12 protein-coding genes and 1 pseudogene are annotated in these 15,879 nt (G+C 36.5%); 7 read left to right on the top strand and 6 right to left on the bottom strand.

Annotated features, from left to right (window positions below; all coding sequences use genetic code 11):
- Together IQ215_RS13495 and IQ215_RS13490 are read left to right on the top strand one after the other, a co-directional pair.
- Window positions 1–381 (top strand): annotated as a pseudogene (locus tag IQ215_RS13495) (DUF4335 domain-containing protein); the annotation flags it as partial.
- A gap of 44 nt (window positions 382–425) precedes the next feature.
- Window positions 426–1,316, top strand: coding sequence for a bile acid:sodium symporter family protein (locus IQ215_RS13490; RefSeq protein ID WP_193801932.1), 891 nt, complete (start codon window positions 426–428; stop codon window positions 1,314–1,316).
- A gap of 1,177 nt (window positions 1,317–2,493) precedes the next feature.
- Here the strand turns inward: IQ215_RS13490 and IQ215_RS13485 are convergent.
- Together IQ215_RS13485 and IQ215_RS13480 are read right to left on the bottom strand one after the other, a co-directional pair.
- On the bottom strand, window positions 2,494–2,715 hold the full coding sequence (locus tag IQ215_RS13485; RefSeq protein ID WP_193801931.1) for a type II toxin-antitoxin system HicB family antitoxin: 222 nt from the start codon (window positions 2,713–2,715) through the stop codon (window positions 2,494–2,496).
- 2 nt (window positions 2,716–2,717) lie between these two features.
- Window positions 2,718–2,933: a type II toxin-antitoxin system HicA family toxin gene (locus IQ215_RS13480; protein ID WP_193801930.1), complete on the bottom strand. Its 216-nt coding sequence runs from the start codon at window positions 2,931–2,933 to the stop codon at window positions 2,718–2,720.
- 98 nt (window positions 2,934–3,031) lie between these two features.
- On the opposite strand from IQ215_RS13480, the gene alaS reads away from it, so the two are divergent.
- From alaS to IQ215_RS13465, 3 genes are all read left to right on the top strand, one after another.
- Window positions 3,032–5,677, top strand: a complete 2,646-nt coding sequence (alaS, locus tag IQ215_RS13475; RefSeq protein ID WP_193801929.1) for an alanine--tRNA ligase — start codon at window positions 3,032–3,034, stop codon at window positions 5,675–5,677.
- 65 nt (window positions 5,678–5,742) lie between these two features.
- Complete coding sequence (locus IQ215_RS13470; RefSeq protein ID WP_193801928.1) at window positions 5,743–5,931, top strand: hypothetical protein; 189 nt, start codon at window positions 5,743–5,745, stop codon at window positions 5,929–5,931.
- Complete coding sequence (locus IQ215_RS13465; RefSeq protein ID WP_193801927.1) at window positions 5,916–6,209, top strand: type II toxin-antitoxin system RelE/ParE family toxin; 294 nt, start codon at window positions 5,916–5,918, stop codon at window positions 6,207–6,209. The genes IQ215_RS13470 and IQ215_RS13465 overlap by 16 nt, the downstream gene beginning before the upstream one ends.
- A 187-nt stretch (window positions 6,210–6,396) precedes the next feature.
- Here IQ215_RS13465 and IQ215_RS13460 read toward each other — a convergent pair whose 3' ends face one another.
- From IQ215_RS13460 to pruA, 4 genes are all read right to left on the bottom strand, one after another.
- Complete coding sequence (locus tag IQ215_RS13460) at window positions 6,397–6,717, bottom strand: hypothetical protein (protein ID WP_193801926.1); 321 nt, start codon at window positions 6,715–6,717, stop codon at window positions 6,397–6,399.
- A gap of 279 nt (window positions 6,718–6,996) precedes the next feature.
- The gene (locus IQ215_RS13455) at window positions 6,997–7,296 is read right to left on the bottom strand and encodes a hypothetical protein (protein WP_193801925.1); all 300 of its coding nucleotides are present in this window, start codon (window positions 7,294–7,296) and stop codon (window positions 6,997–6,999) included.
- 248 nt (window positions 7,297–7,544) lie between these two features.
- Window positions 7,545–9,620 (bottom strand): hypothetical protein, encoded by a 2,076-nt coding sequence (locus IQ215_RS13450; RefSeq protein WP_193801924.1) that lies wholly within the window; start codon window positions 9,618–9,620, stop codon window positions 7,545–7,547.
- Window positions 9,621–9,942: 322 nt separating this feature from the next.
- Complete coding sequence (gene pruA, locus IQ215_RS13445) at window positions 9,943–12,960, bottom strand: L-glutamate gamma-semialdehyde dehydrogenase (protein WP_193801923.1); 3,018 nt, start codon at window positions 12,958–12,960, stop codon at window positions 9,943–9,945.
- Between the two features lie 563 nt (window positions 12,961–13,523).
- Between pruA and IQ215_RS13440 the strand changes: the two genes are divergently transcribed.
- Window positions 13,524–14,714 (top strand): hypothetical protein, encoded by a 1,191-nt coding sequence (locus IQ215_RS13440; protein ID WP_193801922.1) that lies wholly within the window; start codon window positions 13,524–13,526, stop codon window positions 14,712–14,714.
- A 144-nt stretch (window positions 14,715–14,858) separates the two neighbouring features.
- Window positions 14,859–15,761 carry a 30S ribosomal protein S6--L-glutamate ligase gene (rimK, locus tag IQ215_RS13435; protein ID WP_193801921.1) on the top strand — a complete coding sequence of 301 codons (903 nt, stop codon included), beginning with the start codon at window positions 14,859–14,861 and terminating at the stop codon, window positions 15,759–15,761.
- Window positions 15,762–15,879 lie beyond the last annotated feature (118 nt).

The raw sequence follows: 15,879 nt of genomic DNA, 5'->3' as shown, positions 1-15,879 counted from the left end.
GGTTCAAGTCGTCCTAATCTTCCCCCCACTCCCCCTTTACAGGCGAGAAATCCCCAAGTAAATAACAATAATACCACTAACTCCAATGCCCAAAATAATAACCCCCCGCCATCCCCTCAACAGGAAGTTAAAAACTATTTTGCTAATAGGTGGCAACCCCCAGAAAATTTAACTCAGAGCATTGAATATCGGCTTTTAATTAATGCTCAAGGTTCAATAGTTCGTATTACACCTGTCGGACAAACCGCTGGTTTTTTCATTGATAGAACCCCTTTACCGTTGCAAGGGGAGGCGATTACGTCTCCTTTAACCGAGTCTGAGTCTGTAACTATCAGGGTGATTTTTAGTCCAGATGGTAATGTTAATACTTTTCGGGAATAAAATATAATTTTGTTAACTCAAGAGTAAATATTAATAACTAATTAATGGAAGCCAATTTTGTAACGGAAATATTTTTGCCCATTGCCTTAATTACGATTATGCTTGGTATGGGTTTAACTCTTACTCCTAAAGATTTTCAACGAATAATTATTGATCCTAAGGCGATATTTACTGGGTTATTTTGTCAATTAATTGTATTACCTATTATCGCTTTTTTGTTGATGAGATTTTGGAATTTAGAGCCTGAATTTGCGGTAGGGGTGATTTTGCTCTCGGCTTGTCCGGGGGGGGCTACTTCTAATTTATACTCTTATTTAGGGAAATGTGATACGGCTTTATCTATTAGTTTAACTGCTTTGTCTAGTATTATTACCATCATTTCTTTACCTTTTATCGTTAATTATGGTATGGAAGTGTTTATGGGCGATCGCACCTATGTTGCTTTACCTGTGTTACAAACTATTGTACAAATTATTGTTGTTACCTTAATTCCCGTGTCTTTAGGGATGCTGATTCGCAGTTATAAGCCTAATTTTGCCCTTCGTGCGGATAAACCTGTTAAGATAGCTTCTGGTTTGTTTATGGTGTTGGTGGTATTAGGGGCAATTTTAGCGGAGCGAGAAAATTTAATTCCTTTTATCCAAGCTACTGGTTTTCCTACAATTACTCTTAATGTGATTACTTTGTTAGTTAGTTTTTTGATTGCTAAAACCACTGGATTGAATTTTAAACAGTCTTCTACTATCTCTATTGAAGCTGGTATGCAAAATGGAACTTTAGCCATTGCGATCGCTACTTCTGCTACACTATTAAATAATCCTCAAATTGCCATACCTCCTGCCATATATTCTATTATTATGTTTGTTACAGGGGCGATGGTTAGTTATATTTTTAGTCGCATTAATGGTGAAGATAAAAAACTAAATAGGGTTTGATTAAAAGGTGCGATCTTAATGTTAATTGATAATAGATAATGAGAATTATGGTATATTTTTTTGAGCGTTGTAATATTACCAAATTCTTGATATTAATAATTTCTGATTCGTTACTAAATATTAGATCGAATATATTGAAAACTCCAAAAAACGATCAAACCTATTAGTAAGTAAACGAAGACTATCAGAGAAGGAGTAAGTATATCCCAGATTTTATCTGAATTTGAAAATCTTGCAATGCCCACCAAAAAATATGTTAAAAAACTAATAGTAATCCAAATCGACAACAGTGCGATCGATATTAGAAATGGTATGAATCGATAGGAAAATAATTTTAAACCCATAATATAAACACCAAATATCATGTTTCCGAAGAAAGCCAAAATACCTAGCATTAATGAGATTAAATGTATCAGTTTAAACATCCTTAAATAATTTAAGCAAAAACGAAAGTTTCATGTTGAGGTAAATCCTTACTATCATTCTATTTCTAACCGATTAATTAAATTTTTTCTAACCTTCTTTAATCTTTCCTTCGAGATGCTTTCTAAACGTCCATTAATAATACATCTGTTTTACCGTGAGGACTATTTGCAACAACTAAAGCAGGGCGAAGTTTTCCTTGTTTTAAATTATATGAAATACTTAAATGTTTACGACAAATAAAACCTCTCAAATAAAATCCCAGCCTAATTAACCTCAATTTAGGTTAAAACCCTTGACCATTCCTTGTATAGATTTATGGGTGCTGAATCCATTTATTTCCAAACATAAAAGTTCAATTCATTGAACGAAAAATCCGTAGCCTTGTAATTCATTACAAGGTGGGAAATACTTAAAAAAAAATCCTGCCATTCTTTTTTCTGCCAATCAGTGTATTCAGCGACATTTACATCATAATCATTAGTAATTGATAATGTGAATTGTGCTATTCTCTCCACAATCTCAAAAGCTACCACAAAAGTCGTTATTCCTTTTCATGGCAGTAGATTTTAATAATTGTTCTGATGAAGATATTTTTTCTTGTGGAAAAATTTGTTGCTAATTAGAAATAATTGCATGTCCTAAAGTAGCAACAACTGTTCCAATCACTGATATACTAGCTATAATGATGGTTGTTTTTGAATCTTGAAAGTTACTCATTATGTGTTTATAATTGGAGATTTTTTAATAGGAATCAAGCAAAAACAAAGGTTTTAGGTTGAGGTAAAGTTTTACCATCTTCTTGATATTCTTCTATAATTAATTCTAAAACTTCCTGCCCATTCTTTAAGCCCTCTTCATAGGTTTCGCCGTGAGTAATTGGTTGCATTTCATTTTCAAAATCAGGAAGAAATACGACAAAACAATTATCTTCATCACTCCATTGAATAGTAATTGTATAATTAAATTTATTCATAATTATTTACCCTCTTTTATTTTTTTTAATTTAGCTAATTTTTGGTTAATTTGTTTTTCTAAATATTTTTGAGCATCATCACCATCATTTCCTGATATTGTAATTGGATCTTCTGGTAATAGTTCATGATACCAACGAGTATGACTACCTTTAGCTGTACGATAAACGAAACCAGCTTTCTTCAATAAACTCTTTAACTCTCGAATTTTTCTAGGCATTAATCATCAGATTTTCTTGATTTACGAACTTTTTGCTTTTATGATAGCAACAAAAATCAGCAATAATAGGAGATAGACCAATATTATGATAACTTTCTATGACTAATATCCCTCCTTCCTTAACAGGAAACGAAATTAGAGCAAAATTTTTAAACTTCTTTGAGCAAAAACAACATAAAATATTACCTAGTGCTTCTTTAGTACCAGAAGATCCGACGGTGCTTTTAACCATCGCCGGGATGCTACCATTTAAGCCTATATTCCTAGGGCAACAAACCCCAGAAGTACCGAGGGCGACGACTTCCCAGAAATGTATCCGCACTAATGATATTGAAAATGTGGGGCGCACAGCCAGACATCATACTTTCTTTGAGATGTTGGGTAATTTCAGTTTTGGGGATTACTTCAAATCTCAGGCTATTGCATGGGGTTGGGAATTATCTACCGAAGTATTCAAGTTACCCCCTGAAAGAATTGTGGTGAGTGTGTTTCGTGAAGATGACGAAGCCTTTGCCATTTGGCGAGATGAAGTAGGTGTGCCTGAAAAAAGAATTATCCGCATGGGAGAGGAAGATAATTTCTGGAAATCTGGAGCGACTGGCCCTTGTGGTCCTTGTTCGGAGTTATACTATGATTTTAAGCCCGAATTAGGTGATGATAACATCGATTTGGAAGATGATAGTCGATTCATCGAGTTTTATAACTTGGTGTTTATGCAGTATAACCGAGATGCTGACGGTAATTTGACTCCCCTCGAAAAGAAAAATATTGATACGGGTATGGGTTTGGAAAGAATGGCGCAGATTCTGCAACAGGTGCCTAATAATTATGAAACTGATTTAATTTTCCCTATCATCAAAACCGCCGCTGAATTAGCAAATATTGATTATCAAAAAGCGGATGAGAATACGAAGGTATCTTTGAAGGTAATTGGAGATCATGTGCGCTCTGTGGTACAGATGATCGCTGACGGTATTTCGGCTTCTAATATGGGGCGTGGTTATATTTTGCGTCGTCTTATTCGTCGGGTGGTGCGTCACGGACGTTTGATTGGCATTGATGGCAATTTTATCAATGAGGTGGCGGAGACTGCCATCAGATTGTTAGAGGGGGTTTATGGCAATACTCGAGAAAGGGAAAAGGTGATTAAAAACGAGTTACAACGGGAAGAATCTGCTTTCTTGGCTACCCTGGAAAGGGGTGAGAAACTTTTGGCGGAGGTGATTGGTAAGTTACAACAGGCACAAAAAACGGAAATTTCTGGGGTGGATGCTTTTACCCTTTATGATACTTTTGGTTTTCCGTTGGAATTGACTCAAGAAATTGCGGAAGAACAAGGTATAACCGTTGATGTGGCGGGATTTGAGGCTGAAATGGAGGCTCAGAGGGTGCGATCGCAATCTGCCCATGAAACCATCGATTTGACTGTGCAAGGAAGCATTGATAAATTAGCTGAACATATCCATCCTACGGAATTTTTGGGCTACCATGAGTATCAATTAATTAGCCATATTGAGGGTTTATTAGTAGAAGGTAAATCCGTAGAAAAGGCGGAATCGGGTACTAAGGTACAGTTAATTTTAAATAAAACTCCTTTTTATGCGGAATCTGGAGGACAAATAGGCGATAAAGGCTACCTCGCAGGGGAGGATGTGTTAATCTCCATTAATGATGTGCAGAAGGAGTCGGGCTTTTTTGTCCATTATGGCACTGTAGAAAGGGGTGTGATTACCGTAGGGCAAAAGTTACGGGCAACTGTTGACAAAGCCTGTCGTAACCGTGTGAAGGCAAATCATACCGCTACCCATCTATTGCAGTCGGCGTTAAAGAAGGTGGTGGATAATTCTATCTCTCAGGCTGGTTCTTTGGTATCCTTTGATAAGTTACGTTTTGATTTTAATTCCCCTCAACCTATCACCAAATCTCAGTTACAACAAATTGAAGATTTGATTAATACTTGGATTGCCGAAGCCCATCCCGCTGATATTTCTGTGATGTCTTTAGAGGAGGCTAAGGGTAAAGGTGCGATCGCCATGTTCGGTGAAAAATACGGCTCAGAAGTGCGTGTCATCGACGTGCCAGGGGTTTCCATGGAATTATGTGGGGGGACCCATGTAAATAATACCGCTGAAATAGGGCTATTTAAAATCATCTCCGAAACTGGTATTTCTTCAGGGGTAAGACGCATCGAAGCAGTGGCAGGGGCATCGGTATTGGAATATCTTAAAGTCAGAGATGAGGTTGTAAAAGAATTAGCCGATAAACTCAAAGCCAAACCCGAGGAAATTCCCGAACGTTTTGCCAACCTCCAAAGTGAGTTGAAAACCACTCAAAAAGAGTTGGAAAATCTTAAACAAGAGTTAGCCCTACTAAAATCCGATAGTTTAGTTAATGATGCGCAAACCGTGGGAGAATTTAAGATTTTGGTTGCCCACATGGGAGATTTAGACGCTAAATCCTTACAAACCGCAGGGGAAAAACTACAACAAAAACTAGGGAGTAGTGCGGTAGTTTTGGCTTCTATTCCCGAAGAAGGAAAAGTCAGTTTAGTGGCGGCCTTTGGGGAAAAAGTTTATAAAGATAAAAAACTTCAGGCAGGAAAATTCATCGGACAAATTGCCAAAATCTGCGGTGGTGGAGGCGGAGGGCGCCCCAATCTTGCCCAAGCAGGGGGAAGGGATGCTACCAAGGTTGATGAGGCTTTGGCTACCGCTAAAACCCAATTGATAGAGGCTTTATCTTAGTTTTTATGGTGGGTATTGCCCACCTTTTTTATCTTGATATTATTCATTGTTTTATAGGTATTATTATGAGTTCAGCGAAAGAAAAAGTAGAGTCGATGTTGAGAAAATTACCTAATGATTGTACCGTAGAGGATATACAGTATCATCTTTATGTGTTAGGTAAAGTTCGTCAAGGTTTACAGGTAGCTGATACCGAAGGAGTTTTGCAACAAGCAGAAGTAGAAGGATTATTAAATAAATGGCTTATCGAGTAGTTTGGTCTTTAAAAGCTGTAGAGGATGTAGAGGCGATCGCAGCTTACATAGCAAGGGATTCACCGTCTTATGCGGCGGCTGTGGTTCAAAGAATTATCTCTATCACCCAAAAACTTCCTGAAAATGGTACAGAGGGCAGATTAATCCCTGAATTTGAAGAATCAACCATTATTGAGCAATTTGCTTATAGTTATCGTCTTATATATCGCTTACAGGACGAAACATATACGGTGGTTGCTGTTATCCACGGCAAAAAACTTCTCTATCTCACTGACTAATAAGTTATTTTATATGAAATATGAAAAAGAGCTCTATAAATATAATATGGTTCATAAAAAACCATTGCATCCTTCATCGACAGGGATTTTATTTTAGACACTTTATTTGTCGCAAACATTTAAGTATTCCAGAAGATTCATAATGAAAAGACTCAAACCGCCATCGATAATTAGAAATATTGGGTAACTAGAGGTTATGAGTTTTAGTCAGAAGAATTTGGTACACTTGTTCAGGGTTATCAGGAGTAATAACGGGTTTTGTCAACTCTCCTTCATCAATAATGATTAACTTATCTTTCCATGGACGTTTAGGGTCTAAATTTAGCCAATAGCTTAATGAACCGCCCCATATTCTAGTTTTTCCTCTCCACCATGTCATTTCTTGTGTGCTAACCTGATTTATTTTTTTGTAAGGAATACGCTTATCTCCAAAAGGAAAATAGTAATAGAGAATAGTTAAAGCATCATCGTCACAAATAATATATTCATCTTCATATAAAATAGTCATGGGTTATTCAGAGTTTTAATTAAAATTTTAGGTTATGGTAAGAAAACCATCAAAAATAGTTTTGCAAACAGCAAACAAAGCCTACAATCAAGCTCAAGGAAATCGTGTTACTCAGATGAATCCTAACCAGAATAAAAAATAAGACTAAATAGTAGTAGGTGGATGGCAAAATACCACCCAAGATATAAAGTCAAAAGCGAATAACACCTTCACCGGGATAAATGATAGTTTTTCAACAATTCAAGCTGATCCGTAGGAAAAAGTTAGTGTAACATTATGCTACGAACAAACATTTTCCCCATCTGCTGTGGTAATTGAGAAAGCATCAAAATCTCCCCAGTCAAACTCACCTGTTACATTTACTTGATCTCCAACATTGATTTGACGAGCGGTATTATCCCCGCATACGCCATAAGAATCAACTTTGATGGTTTGAGTTCCATTATTTAAACGGAAACCATCTTCCCAAACTCGTTCAACCCTACCAGAAATGTTGCCATCTTGTGCCTGAGCAATTGTACAACCAGTAATAGCAACTCCAAGAGTTAGAAAAGTAAAACGTACTATATTTAATTTCATAAATTAATACTTTAATTAATTATTAATATAAAATAACACTTTTATATAGAAATGGTGGGGTTTAAGTAGGGATAAATTACTTTACTTGGGGAAGGTGTTATATCAAGTTCGGAAAATTCGTTGTAAATAGATTGTATCTTCACACAATGGACGATTGACAATTAATAAACTATTACCTGCAATCTGCAACCAGTCACTTAAAACCTCACTCTAATTTATAAGTGATCGAGCGAACTTGGTATTAAGTGTTAGTTCTGCAAAATTTTTGTTAACGAAAAAGGATTAAATTGATTATGTTTATTTTCGGGTTTGAATACATAGGCATCTTGATTATTTTTTAAATTAAAATTGGCATCAGAATAGACAATCGGTAAACCACTATCTTGATGTTTAAACAAATCAAAAACACTGGGTAAAGTCTCTAAATACTCTAAAAAAGGAGGCATTTTTTCCTGTAAAAAAGCCAAGTTATTATTAGCAGAAGAAACTACACCATATAAACTAGCATCTAAGTAAATTATCTGATTTTTAACTAAATCAATAAGGGCAATATATTTGGTTAAATCATCTCCCTTGATAGGAAAAGAAAGTTGACATCTACTAGGCTCAAATAAGTTTCCATTTTCGGGATTTTCTCCCCATTGTAAAAAGCCATAAACTTCTTTTGCTTTGTTAAACGAAAGGTAGTTAAAACAAAGGACATTCCACACCGCATAACGGACATTATAGGCTAACAATTCAGGTAAATAAAGATCAATTAACTGACAGGCATTACCTTCTAAATCCTTACTATTGGTGGGATCTCCTGAAAATATAGCTCCACCATTAGCGAAAAAAACATCTGTCCAACAACAAGAGCCTAATGGTGTCCAATCTGACTGAAAAAAGTTCCAGCTATTATCGTACCAAATATTATAATTAGTAGCTCCAGATTTCCAATAACTAGCGGTACGAATAAATTTTATATTCTCAGGAATAGGGAAAATTGTACCACGTCCATAGGGGGTTAATTCACTATCATTAGTTTGTAGTTTTATCATGTCAGTTTTCGGATCTAAATTCACCACAGGAGCAAATTTGTTAACTCTTTTTTTGATTTCTTTACCTATATTTTCTAGTAATTCATCTATATATTTATCTTCTATTTTTCTCTTTTCATCCATTTCTAAAACTTGCATTTTTCGCCAATTACCTTTAGGGGCGATCGCACGGTATAACCGATAATTAATGGTTTCTAAATAACTTTGTAATTTTAGTAATTGAATAGTCGTTAACTCAGGAATAACAGATTGAAATTTAATAACCGCCTGATGATCAAAAAGTAAAATACAATGATGTAAACGTCGTAAAAATTCCCCAGGACGACTTGATAATAAATCTAAAACTTGACCATCTTTTTGAGCTAATAATTTTTCTAATATACTATTAAAAGTTTCTGGAGCTTGATTATTGAATAATAGATTATAGGCATTTACAACTCTAGAAAACTGAGTAGCATAATCTCCAGGATGCAATGCAAACATTAACTTTTTCCAAATATTCTTATGTCTAAAAATATCCTCTACTAAATTAGGACATTGATTGAGTAGATTTAATAAAAAGCGTCTTTCCTTACGTTTAAAATTACGAAATTTAGTAGGTTTTCTTAAACTAATATCACCATCGGATAAACCCACGGCTAATCTTAAAACATCCGTAGCAGAATTAATATTAACATTTTGCTCAGAATTTAAACAGTATATTAATACTTTAATTAAATTTTCCTTAAAAGGTATTTTATTAACATCAAGAAAAGTGACAAAAGTATTTAATAAATAATGAACATCATCCCACTGTTGTTCTACCCAACGATTAGGTAAATAAACAATAGAATTAAATATTTCCAGTAAAGAGTTATTTTGGGCAGGGTGTAAAACTTTAAAATTAATTTTTTCTTTTAACGGTGGTTTTTCCTGTTTTTCTTCCGTAAAAAAGTGATTAGGAAATCCCCAATACATCAAAATTTGATTTGTCCAATATTCCACTTCAGACATTGCCAACACTTCTTGGGGAAAATTTTTATAAACTACAAAATCAGCGATGTTTTTATCATTCCCTGTTATTTTTTCTAAAACAGGTTGAACTTCAAGCCACCAATTAATAATATTTTCTCTGTCAGTTTCGATTAATTTTTTGTAGCTTATTTCAGAGAGTGCGTAACCATAATAGGCAAAATTATTTACAATTGTAGCGATAGTTTGCTGATCAATTTTGTCATGATTGGTTGATGATGGTAAGGGAATCAAATAATGACGAATCAGAATTTCTGCAGAGTAGTTATACATTATTTTAATTCACCATTGAGAAGAAATAAAAAAGAGGAAAGTGGTAACTCTAAGACAAATTAATAGTTTGTTATTTAGAAGGAAGAATCACCATAGCCTCTTAATTAAAATTATAAAATATTTAGCTTATTTTGTTCAATTGTTGATGTAAATTAATATGAAGGAAAAAAAATGACATTAGGTAAATGGTGGGCAATGCCCACCTAACTGAAGTTATACCAAATCTGTGAGTCAAAATATACCTTAGTTCAATAAATTGAACGATAAATTGTTAGTCTTGTAATTTATTGCAAGGCGGATGATGATACACTTCTGGTTTTATTTAATTATCAGCGCCCTCGATGGGTGCGAAACCTTGTCTTTGGATATTTTCAGTAACTACCCGAGGTTCTAAAAATTGCAGTAGATAATCTGGCCCTCCTGCCTTTGAGCCTACCCCCGAGAGTTTAAAACCGCCGAAGGGTTGACGGGCAACGATCGCCCCTGTGATGCCCCTGTTAATATAAAGATTACCCACCTCAAACTCTTTGTAAGCCCTGTCAATGTGAGCCGGAGTACGGGAATATAAACCCCCCGTCAGAGCGTAATCTGTACCATTGGCAATGGCTAGGGCATGATCAAAGCTATTTGCTTTAATTACCGCCAACACAGGCCCAAAAATTTCCTCCTGAGCAATTACCGCATCTTCTGTAACATCAGTGAAAACAGTGGGAGGGACAAAATAACCCTGCTCAGGTGCTTCTACCTGTATCGCCAAAGTGCCTTGCTCTTTTCCCTTCTCAATATATTGCAAAATACGAGCTTGGGCAGAGGCATCAATGACAGGCCCTATCTTCGTGCTAGGGTTTTTCGCATCCCCCACATTCAAAGATTTCACCGCTTCGGTTAAACGCTCCACAAAAGCATCATAGACAGTATTTAAGACAATCACTCGACTACAAGCCGAACACTTTTGCCCACTAAAACCAAAAGCCGACTGGACAACTCCCGCCACCCCTTGATCTAAATCCGCACTTTCATCGATGATAATGGCATTTTTACCCCCCATCTCGGCAATCACTTTTTTGAGGTGTTTTTGTTTCGGTTGTAATATGGCGGCATCGGCATATATCTTACAACCCACTTCCCTCGAACCCGTGAAGGCGATTAGATGTATGTCAGGATGTTTGACCAAGTAATCTCCCACCACCGAACCTTTACCCGGGATGTATTGAAACACCCCTTTAGGAATCCCCGCTTCGGTCAAAATTTCGGCAATTTTTGCCCCAATTACCGTACTGGTAGCAGCAGGTTTGAGTAAGGCACAATTACCCGCCACCAAAGCCGCCACCGTCATTCCTGTGGCAATGGCAAAGGGGAAATTCCAAGGAGAAATAATCAGGGCGATGCCTTTGGGTTGATAAAAATAACGATCATTTTCCCCTGCTACGTCATAGTTATAACCCTGCTCTAAGCGTTCCATTTCTGAGGCATAGTAGCGACAAAAATCGATCGCCTCTGACACTTCAGGATCACCTTCTTTGAGGATTTTACCCACTTCAAAACACATCCAAGCGGTTAATTCATGGCGTTTTTGTTCCATAATGTCCGCAGCCCGACGTAGAATTTCCGCCCTTTGGGTGGCACTGGTTTTGCTCCAAGTTTTGAAGGCTTCTTTTGCCGTTTCCATGGCTTGATCTGCCTGAGAAAGAGAAATTAAGCCGATTTTACCGACAATTTGGGAGGGGGTGGAGGGGTTGACGGAATGGATATATTCGTCGGTTTCCACATATTCGCCGTTTATCAGGGGTAGGTAGGTTTTACCGAGTTGGTTGTTAACGATGGTGAGGGCTTGTCGTGCTTTTACGAGGTTGCTTTCTCTACCGTAGTCGGTGTCGGGGGCAGGGTTAAAGCCCCCCTTATTAAGATTTGATCCCCCTAAATCCCCCTTAATACGGGAGACTTGGTTATCTTCTTCCTTAAGATGATGGGCGGGGGGGGCGATTAATTCCTCGATGGGTTTTTCTTCGGAATTTTGCCGTAAAAAGGAGCTATTGGCGGTATTTTCGAGTAAACGGCGGATAAGGTATGCCATACCGGGTAAAAGTTTACCGTAGGGCGCATATACCCTCACTCGATGTCCTCTTTTAACGATAGCTTTGGCGAGGTTTTCCCCCATGCCGTAAAGTATCTGGCATTCAAATCTACGTTTGGGAATTTGTAGGGTTTCGGCAATGGCGATCGCACTTGCTTGGGTTCTAACATTGTGAGAGGCGATCGCACCATACAAATATTGATGATTTTCGAGCAGAAGACGAACTAAGTTTTCATAATTAACATCCGTTGCGGGTTTATCGTTAAATACTGGCTGTTGCCAATGATTTTGACGGGATTTGATGGTTTCTTGATCCCAGTATGCCCCTTTTACTAACCTGATGGTAATGGGATTACCTCGTTTTTTTGCCCACTCAATCCAGTTTTTTAAATCTGCTTCCGAATCCCGCAAATAACCCTGAATTGTTACCCCAATATCAGTACGGGAGCGAAATTCCTCTTCCATCAATAATTCCTGTAAGATAGATATGGTCAAATCCTTATAGGCATATTGTTCCATATCAAAGTGTACCGCTGCCCCTTTTTCCTTGGCGTGTCTAAGAAGGGTACGGGTGCGATCGCACACCATCATCTTACTACCTTCTGGATCAACCGCATCAAACTGGGAATAAAAAGCCGTCAATTTCACTGAAACCTGTACCTTGGGCAAATCTTCCCCGTCCGCGCTGTCAATTTCAGGAATAGTTGACCATTTTTGGGCTTGGTTACTTAACTGGGTAATTAAATCAAGGTAGTTTTGTAAATAAGACTGTGCCTCGGTTTCAGTGATTACCGCCTCCCCTAATAAGTCGATGGTAAAGCCCATTTTCTCCTTGCGCATTCTTTCCACTGCCTTAATTACTTCCTTGATGGTTTCCCCGGAAATGTATTTATAAGCAAGGGTTTCCACCGCCTTAGTAATGGTTGCCGAAGCAATTTGGGCAGGGGGTGAATTAGGATCACTAAAATTAACAATACCCTTAAGGGCGTCTGGTAATTCTACTTCCTCGGTGGTTAAATACTGTTGAAAATGACGGGCAATTTCTGACTTACTTTGTAATGCAGGTAACGCATCAATGAAGCGAAATAGTTGAACCCTTAAACCGGGGTTACTCATGGTCCATCCCATCAATTTATCGTCAAATTGTACCTGCTCTTTTAACTTACTAAAAATATTTCCTTTTTGTCTCGTTCCTTGAATTAAATCCCGTGCGATCGTCTGTGTAGCTTCTTCGTAGGATGAAATTGTATTATTAATAGCTACCATAAAAACCCCCTAATAAATGTAATGAAATGTCCTATTTTTTTCTTATCAATGTAGAGGCAATAATGTTACTATTGCATAGTAGATAATAATTTTTTACTACAAGAATTTTATCATATAAATTATCGTCATAAATATTTTAATCTCTGAAAAATAGACATATTTATAAGTATATGTTCCTATGGTATTGATCATATTTTCATCAAAGAAATTGATTCAACATTTATAAGTAAAAACATAACGACTAGGGCATTGCTGATTTTGACTATGAAGTATTATTAAATTACAGTAAATGTATAGTATTAAAACTATTATTACTATTGCTCATTCCCTATTGCCACACTAAACTAAAAATCATACTTTAATTCACCAACGCCACTACTAGAAAGAATAAATCATATGATAAATATTTCTGACGAGAAAAATTATAAAAATGATAAATTTACAATAATTATTTCGGCATAATAAAAACTGTACAACTACAATTAATAGCGATGAAAAAAAATAAATTATTGATCTACATTATTTTAGAGATACTAGGAATAGGTATATTATTACTATTTTTTATGAACTTGAGAGTCAATTCTACTCAACAAGAATATCTCAATCAAGCAGAAGATTTTTTCAAAGAATTACCAGCCAATCAAGATAATAATAATAATGAACAACTAGATCAATATTTAGTAAGTTTAGGATTAGGAAAAATCAGTAATCAAGAAGATTATTCCTCTCAAGAAGAAACAGAACAAACATTAGCAATTATTAGTAATTATTTAGAAAAGCAATTACCCGTAAAAACTAACGCCATAGAATCTATACCAGAGGAGATAAAAATATTTTTACAAAAACATAATGAGGAAATTAATAATATTATAAATTATATTCTCCAAATAGATTCCTTATCATGGCAGTATGATTTAGAAGAAATCTTACAAGATCCTATTAATTATCAAATACCTAATTTTGGTAATGCTATATCCTTACAAAAAATATTTATGGTGTATATATTATCGGAATCTTTACAAGGTAACCAAGGAGAAATAAACAGAATTTTAGAAGCATCTTTTAAATTAAATCAATTTGTACAATCTCAACCCTATCTTATTCCTCAATTAGTATCCTTAATTACTACTCAGCATCAAATGAGAATTTTAAGACAAATTGCACCATTGACTTATTCATGGTCAGAAAAATTAGATAATTATCATTATGATTATTCCCAAGGAATTTTAAATGCGTTGAAAATAGAAGCCTTTTTAATTGGTAGTCCTTTTATGGTCGGAGAAATTTCTTCATATAATCCGATTTTTAATTTTATCCAAAAACCTTATACACAAATAATGGCACAAGATATTAGTTATAGAATGCTAAAAACCTTTTCTTTTTTAGAAGATAAAAATATTTGTTCAGTGGATATGAATGCCACAGAATTAGCTTTTGATAATATTCCTTGGTGGAATGTGTTAGGAGAAATTGCCACCCCTAATTTTTCAGACTCATGGCTTCGTGGTAACTGGGTTATGCTAGATGAGGAGTTGACCAAAAATGTATTAAAAGCGGAAAGCATTCGTCAAATAGAAGGAAATTTGCCCCAAACCTTAGCAAATTTAAATTCTGAGTTGTGTAGTGGACAGAGTTGGGATTATAGTATGAGTGATCAAGAAGTTTTTTTAAATTTTCAACACCATTATCTTGGTAATGTGGTGATGGAGGAAGGAAATACCATCTTTTTACCTTTAAATTTCACCTTGAAATAACCATAATCTTATCACTATTGCCTATTCCCTAGCTAAATGAGAAATCATATCTAAAATCAGCAACGCCTAAATTGTATCTAAGCATACATAGACAACGGGCAAGAGATCAGAAAAAATAGACAAGGACATCTTAAAAGTAGAAAAATGAAAATTGCGATCCTATCCCAAGATAGTAGCCTTTATTCCACAAGAAGATTGAAGGAGGCAGGAGAAAAAAGAGGGCATCAGGTGAGGGTAGTTAATTTCCTTCGCTGTTATATGAATATTACGTCTCATAATCCTTCGGTGGTTTATGGGGGAAAACCTTTGGAAAATTTTGATGCCATTATTCCTCGTATTGGGGCTTCTAAAACTTTTTATGGTTTGTCGGTGGTGAGGCAATTTGAGGTTATGGGGGTATTTAGTGCCAATGAATCTCAGGCCATTTCTCGCTCTCGGGATAAGTTGCGCTGTGTACAGATTTTGGCTAGGGAGGGCATTGGTTTGCCTGTGACGGGTTTTGCCCATGATACGGAGGATATTGATGGGTTGATTGAGACGGTGGGGGGTGCGCCGTTGGTGATTAAGTTGTTGGAAGGCACTCAGGGTATAGGGGTAGTTTTGGCGGAAACGGATCAGGCTGCAAGGTCGGTAATTCAGGCTTTTCGTGGTTTGAATGCTAATATTTTGGTGCAGGAGTTTATTAAGGAGGCTAAGGGCGCTGATATTCGCTGTTTTGTGGTGGGTAATAAGGTGGTGGCGGCCATGAAAAGACAAGGGCCTGAGGGGGATTTTCGTTCAAATTTACATCGGGGGGGTAAGGCGGAAAAAATTAAGCTGACTCCTGAGGAAAGAAGCACGGCTATTCGTTCGGCTAAAGCCATGGGTTTACGGGTTGCAGGGGTGGATTTGTTGCGCTCTAACCATGGCCCTGTGGTGATGGAGGTTAATTCTTCCCCTGGTTTGGAGGGCATCGAGAAGGCGACGGGGGTTGATGTGGCGGATAAAATTATTGATTTTATTGAGAGGAATGTGGATATAAAAACGCGCGATCGCATCCAGGTTTAGTTAGGTTTCAGGTTTCAGGTGTCAGGTTACAGGTTTAATTTCTTTCAATGGGAGAATTAAGGAAAAAAGGATAATTCTGCATTGTTATTTTTTCACCTTATCTCCCCTACCCCTCATC

The sequence above is a fragment of the Cyanobacterium stanieri LEGE 03274 genome (assembly GCF_015207825.1).
Lineage (GTDB): Bacteria > Cyanobacteriota > Cyanobacteriia > Cyanobacteriales > Cyanobacteriaceae > Cyanobacterium > Cyanobacterium stanieri_B.
This window is presented reverse-complemented; position numbering and strand designations above follow the sequence as displayed.

What these genes read in the sequence shown, in the direction of transcription:
- IQ215_RS13455 (WP_193801925.1), bottom strand. Translation starts at nt 7,296, where the DNA reads ATGAAATTAAATATAGTACGTTTTACTTTTCTAACTCTTGGAGTTGCT.
- pruA (WP_193801923.1), bottom strand. Translation starts at nt 12,960, where the DNA reads ATGGTAGCTATTAATAATACAATTTCATCCTACGAAGAAGCTACACAG.
- IQ215_RS13485 (WP_193801931.1), bottom strand. Translation starts at nt 2,715, where the DNA reads ATGAATAAATTTAATTATACAATTACTATTCAATGGAGTGATGAAGAT.
- IQ215_RS13440 (WP_193801922.1), top strand. Translation starts at nt 13,524, where the DNA reads ATGAACTTGAGAGTCAATTCTACTCAACAAGAATATCTCAATCAAGCA.
- IQ215_RS13450 (WP_193801924.1), bottom strand. Translation starts at nt 9,620, where the DNA reads ATGTATAACTACTCTGCAGAAATTCTGATTCGTCATTATTTGATTCCC.
- IQ215_RS13490 (WP_193801932.1), top strand. Translation starts at nt 426, where the DNA reads ATGGAAGCCAATTTTGTAACGGAAATATTTTTGCCCATTGCCTTAATT.
- alaS (WP_193801929.1), top strand. Translation starts at nt 3,032, where the DNA reads ATGACTAATATCCCTCCTTCCTTAACAGGAAACGAAATTAGAGCAAAA.
- IQ215_RS13465 (WP_193801927.1), top strand. Translation starts at nt 5,916, where the DNA reads ATGGCTTATCGAGTAGTTTGGTCTTTAAAAGCTGTAGAGGATGTAGAG.
- rimK (WP_193801921.1), top strand. Translation starts at nt 14,859, where the DNA reads ATGAAAATTGCGATCCTATCCCAAGATAGTAGCCTTTATTCCACAAGA.
- IQ215_RS13460 (WP_193801926.1), bottom strand. Translation starts at nt 6,717, where the DNA reads ATGACTATTTTATATGAAGATGAATATATTATTTGTGACGATGATGCT.
- IQ215_RS13480 (WP_193801930.1), bottom strand. Translation starts at nt 2,933, where the DNA reads ATGCCTAGAAAAATTCGAGAGTTAAAGAGTTTATTGAAGAAAGCTGGT.
- IQ215_RS13470 (WP_193801928.1), top strand. Translation starts at nt 5,743, where the DNA reads ATGAGTTCAGCGAAAGAAAAAGTAGAGTCGATGTTGAGAAAATTACCT.